1 protein-coding gene and 1 pseudogene are annotated in these 4804 nt (G+C 69.1%); both read right to left on the minus strand.

The window, feature by feature from the left end; all coding sequences use genetic code 11:
* Positions 1–323, minus strand: a pseudogene (locus AB0O11_RS38985) (hypothetical protein); the annotation flags it as partial.
* A 306-nt stretch (positions 324–629) separates the two neighbouring features.
* A complete protein-coding gene (locus tag AB0O11_RS38990) occupies positions 630–4412 on the minus strand; it encodes a hypothetical protein (RefSeq protein ID WP_363397292.1) in 3783 nt (1260 codons plus the stop codon).
* Between the last annotated feature and the right edge of the window lie 392 nt (positions 4413–4804).

Below are 4804 nucleotides of genomic sequence, written 5' to 3' on the forward strand. Positions count from 1 at the left end.
CCACCCGTCGCCACCGCGGCCCACACCAGCTGCGCCACCGTCCACAACGTCATCGCCGCCGTGAACCCCATCATCAGCTGGGCGCGCTCGACCTGCTCGGCCTGCTCCTCCAGAGCCTGCGCCCCCTCACGCAGGCTCCGCGCACCCTCCCTGGTGCCGTCCCCGACCGTGACCAGCGTCGCGGACATCACCGCCCCCGCACCGGGCATGCCCAGTGCCGCCCCCGACACCGCCCGCTGGAACGCCACCGCCCGCTCGTCCACCCAGCCGGCCGCCCGCCGCAGCGCCCCCGAACCCGCCAACAGGCCCGCAGCATCCGCCATGGGATACGACGACCCCGACGACGCCCCCATGAACCCCGCCCACCACGACGGCACACCCTTGCCCGATGAGCCGAACCTGAGCAGGTTCGAGAGCCAGCTGCGGACATCGGATGTCATGGTTTCCTCGCCGGTCGATCACAGGATGAGGCACCCGTGCGGCAACCGCCCGGGCTTTGGTGGGGAGCAGATTTCCTGATCACCAACGGCCCGTCGTCCGCCACCGGTTCAGTCGCGCCAGGGCAGGCACTCGGCACCCGCTGAACGGGGCGGTGGGGCACGGTGGTTCAGCGTTGATCAGTCTGCCGCTCACTTGAAGACGCCGAGGTTGAGGGCCGGCAGGGTGACGGGTTCGACGTCCACGTCCATGTCCTCCGGTTCGGTTGGCCGGGGCGCCGTCGCCTCGGCCGGAGGTTCGAAGAGCTGCCAGTGGTCGGCCTTCGGGTCGTACGCAGCGGAGTCGGGCACCTTGACCCCGAGTTCGGTGTCGAAGCTCGCTTTGAAGGCGGTGGCATACACCTTGAGGGGCATCCGGTGTTCCTCGATGAGGCGTGCCTGGAAGTCCCTGGCCGCCACCAGTTGCCGGGGGGAGCCGGCCGCGTCAGGGGTGGCGGGTCCGTCAATGAAGACCTCGGCCGCATAGCACTGGTTCAGGACGACGTTCAGCGCGGTGCCGTGCTGCTCCCACATCTCCAGGAAGGAGGGCTGTGCGACCACCAGATCGGCGAGGTGGGCCCCCGTGGTGGCGGTTGCCAGGCCGTGCTTCATCTCCGGTCGCACGATGCCTGGGCGGCCGTGGACGTCGATGTAGAGGGTCGGCCCGGTCCACGGCAGGGGATGCCAGCCGAGATCCCTTTCGCCGGGCTTCAGAGACTCAACCACGGCGTACACCGCTCCGGGGCCGTCGTCCAGTCGACTCAAAGCGGCCGATTCGAACTGGCCTTTCGGCGAGACGAGTTGGATGAACCGGGAGTGCTCGGTGCCGCCGCGGGTGGAGCGGATCAGGAACTGTCCGGCGTCGGCCGAGCCGATCACGGTCCGGGTGGGCTCGGGCTCGGGAGGCTCTCCGAGCAGGTCGTTCCGGAGCCGGCGCTCCAGTTCCACCAGGCCGGAAGCGCCGTGCCGGTCGAAGAGGTCCAGGGCCTTCAGGGCCGCGGTGCCCTCGATGGTGGTCGCGTCGAGGAACGCATCCGCATCGGTGAGCCAGTCCGGTGAGACCCCGAGCTGCAGCAGCTGGTCCTGGAGTTTTTCGAGGATGAAGTCCAAGGTGTCCTCGGCTCCCTCCATGCCTTCTCGCTGCACCGCCTTCCTGACGTGGGCGATTACCTCGGGGCTGAACTCCAGTCGCTCGGCCAGCGTCTCGTTCCACGGGTCGTCGTAGTGCCCGAGGGATCGGAAGGTTTCCATGGAGGCGGTGCTCAGCTCGGACCTGTCCAGGTCGAACTGTTCCAGCGTCCGGTTGCTGATCACCGTGAGTGGAACGCCTTCCACGACCCGCGAGTGGAGCCCGTCTTCGAGTTCCTCGCGGAGCTTCGGGCCGGACAGGTTCGAAGCGCGCCGCTCGGCCGGCTCTCGGGGGCGCCAGTCCTCGATGATGCTGTCGACGGTGGCGGTCACGTGCTCGGGGGTGAGTGACTCCCAGGTGTGGTCGACCTGAGGCTCCGCCCTCGGTGGCCAGAACACCTTCCCCTGCGGGTCGGTCCACAGGTGCATACCTCGGAACCGGTGGTCGGGAGGCAGGAACATCCGCCATCGTCCCGCTGCCAGGCCGTCCAGTGAGCCGACGCGGATCATCCCGTCGTGGACGGCGGAGGCATCCCAGGCCGAGTGGGAGTCAGGGACGATCAGCGGGCGCCCGATGTTCCTGGCAAGCTCCTTGAGAACCTCGTTGGAGGGCAGATCGGACTGGTCGAGCAGCAGCTGAATCGGCCGATCCGGTCCGGCTCCGCTCCATCGCAGTGTGTCGTGGAGGTGGTGGTCGGTCTTCCACAGGATGCGATTGCGCGTCTTGTACGGGACCATGATCTCGCCAGTGTCCTTGATGAGGCAGTTGATCGCGAAGATCTCCTTGTGGGAGGGTTCGAGGGACCGCCAGGCGGCTTCCCACCGCCCACCACCGGTGAAACCGAGGCCGGCCGGACTTCGGAGGAAAGCCGGCTGTCCGGGGACGGACAACCGGCCGGAGCGGTCCGTGAACAAGTTCTGGGGAAGGCCGGGGCGCTGGCGCTGATGGAGGCCCTCCAGACCGCCGACCCAGGAGGTGCCGCCGGTGACCTGGAGTTCGCCGGCCGCCGTCCTGGAGATGCGGCTGCCGGGCGGTGCCGTCAGCAGGGTGATCCCGAGGTGTTTCTCCAGTGTCCGGCGGGTGTTGTCCAGCAGCCGTTTGACGGCGGGTTCGGTGGGTTCGTGGACCGGCAGCTGGAGCGCGTAGAGGCTGATGGGCTTGGGGTGGAGGAGCTCTTGCCACCGCGCTCGTCCTGATGCGCTGTCCGTCAGGTGCCAGCCGTGCTCGGTGGGGACCAGGATGGTTCCTCTGCCGGCCTTCTGCGCCAGGGCACCGGGAACGTCGATGAGCGGCACGTCGAGTGACGCGATCCCCGGTCGGGCGAACACCCGGCCCAGTGTGCCGAAGGTGTGCTGGTCCGGTTCCAGGGCCCACGCCACCGCACGGTTATGGGCGTCGGTTGCCTTGAGGAGGTTGGCGGCGGCCTCCCTGGCGGCGGCCTTGCGTTCGGCCGGGTCCGTCATGGAGTCGGGAAGGGCCTCCTTGGCGAGCCGGTAGCCGAGGGCGATCTCGTGGGTGAGGGGGTCCTTCTCGTGCGGTTCGCCCCGCAGAGCGATCTTGTGTTCCTTCATGAGCTCGATTGCGGTCTCGAACGCTTCGGCGCGTGCCCTGATCAGCTCGGCTGCCGCCTCCCTGGCGAGGACCTCCTTGAGGAGGCTGGTGGCAGCCGCCCGGGCGGCGGCTTTGCGTTCGGCCGGGTCCGTCATGGAGTCGGGGAGGCCGTTCTTGGTGTGCAGGTAGCGGTGGGCGATGTCGTGGGTGAGGGGGTTCTTCTCGTGCGGTTCGCCCTGCGGGGCGGCCTTGTGTTCCTTCATGAGCTCGATCGCGGTCTCGAACGCTTCGATCTGCGGCCTGATCGGTTCGGTCGCCGCGCTCTTGGCGATGGTCTCGCGCTGGACGTCGTCCGTGATGACGGTGTGGAGGCTCTTCTTGGCGAGGGTGTAGTGGAGGGCGACGTCGCGGGTGAGGGGGTCGCTCGCGTGGGGCTGCCCGTTCTCGGTGGTGATGCCGAACTTGGTCATCAGCTCGACGGCCACGGAGAGCGCACCCTCGTCGACGATCGAGACCGCGGGGCCAGGGTCGGTCCTGACAGGGGGCCGAGTCGTTTCCCTGGGGGTGTCGGAGCGCTGACGCTTGTGGCTGGAGGCGGTCGGGGAGGGTTCGGGGGAGTCCAACGCACGTTTGGGGTTCGAGGGTGTGGCCGGAGCCGTCTCCTGGAGGCGTCCGGTAGACGGCGGTTCGCCGGGGCCGGCCGTCTGCCGACGCGTCGGCGGTTCGGTGCGGGACGAGGGTCCCGCGTGGGAGGGAGGCCGGGGAATGCGGGTGCCGGGGGGCGGGGAGCCACCGGGCAGAGCGAGTTTCGGGATGCCGGAGGCCAGGGCCTGCCGGCTCGCGCCCTCGTGGAACGCGACCTTCTCCCGCTCGTCGTACTCCCGGAACGGTGCTCCGGGAGTCAGCTCGTACTTTCCCTTCAGCAGGGTGGTGGCGCTGATCGCCTCCTCCGGCTTTCCCATGCTCAGGAGGGAGAGCGCTCCGGCGAACGCCAGCCGGTGCCGGAGTGGCAGGCTGTCGCCGGTCCCCGGCTGCAGCCGGGTGAAGTCGGCCGCGTTGCGAACCAGGACACTGAGCCGCTTCTGGGTGACCGGGGGAAGCGGCTCCCACCACGCCGCGATCTCCTCGTCCGTGAGTGCGTTGACCGTCCGCACCTGTGGGTGCTGCCCGGCCTTGCTGATCCGGGCGGCCCAGACCGGGTCCAGGTCCAGGGGTGTCCCCGCGGCCTCTTGCCGACTGGGATTCGAACTCTCCATCAGGTCATGAGAGTTGTGCGATCCCGAAGGTTTTGCCGGGTGTGCGGGCAGGGCCGGGGCCGATGGGCTCACCTGCTCGGGCTGGTCGCTCCGGGCAGTTCCGCCGTCCCCGTTGGTAGGGGTGGGTGTGGTGTGGGAGGGGCCTGCGGTGGTGGTCGTGTCGTGGGGGTGTGTGGGGTGTGTGGGGTGTTCGGGGTGTTCGGGGTGGTCGGGGCCTGCGCCGAACAGGCCGACGCGTAGGCGGTTTTCGGAGACGGCGACGAGGCTGGCGCCGCGGTGGAAGGTTTCGCGGTAGGTGTGGTCGATGTGGGTGGGTGGGGTGGTGGGGGGAAGGGTGGGTGTTTCGGTGGTGAAGCGGTGCTGTCCGAGGTCGTAGAGGCCGCGTGCGGCGA

This window comes from Kitasatospora sp. NPDC093102, assembly GCF_040683915.1.
GTDB lineage: Bacteria > Actinomycetota > Actinomycetes > Streptomycetales > Streptomycetaceae > Kitasatospora.

What these genes read in the sequence shown, in the direction of transcription:
- AB0O11_RS38990 (WP_363397292.1), bottom strand. Translation starts at nt 4,412, where the DNA reads ATGGAGAGTTCGAATCCCAGTCGGCAAGAGGCCGCGGGGACACCCCTG.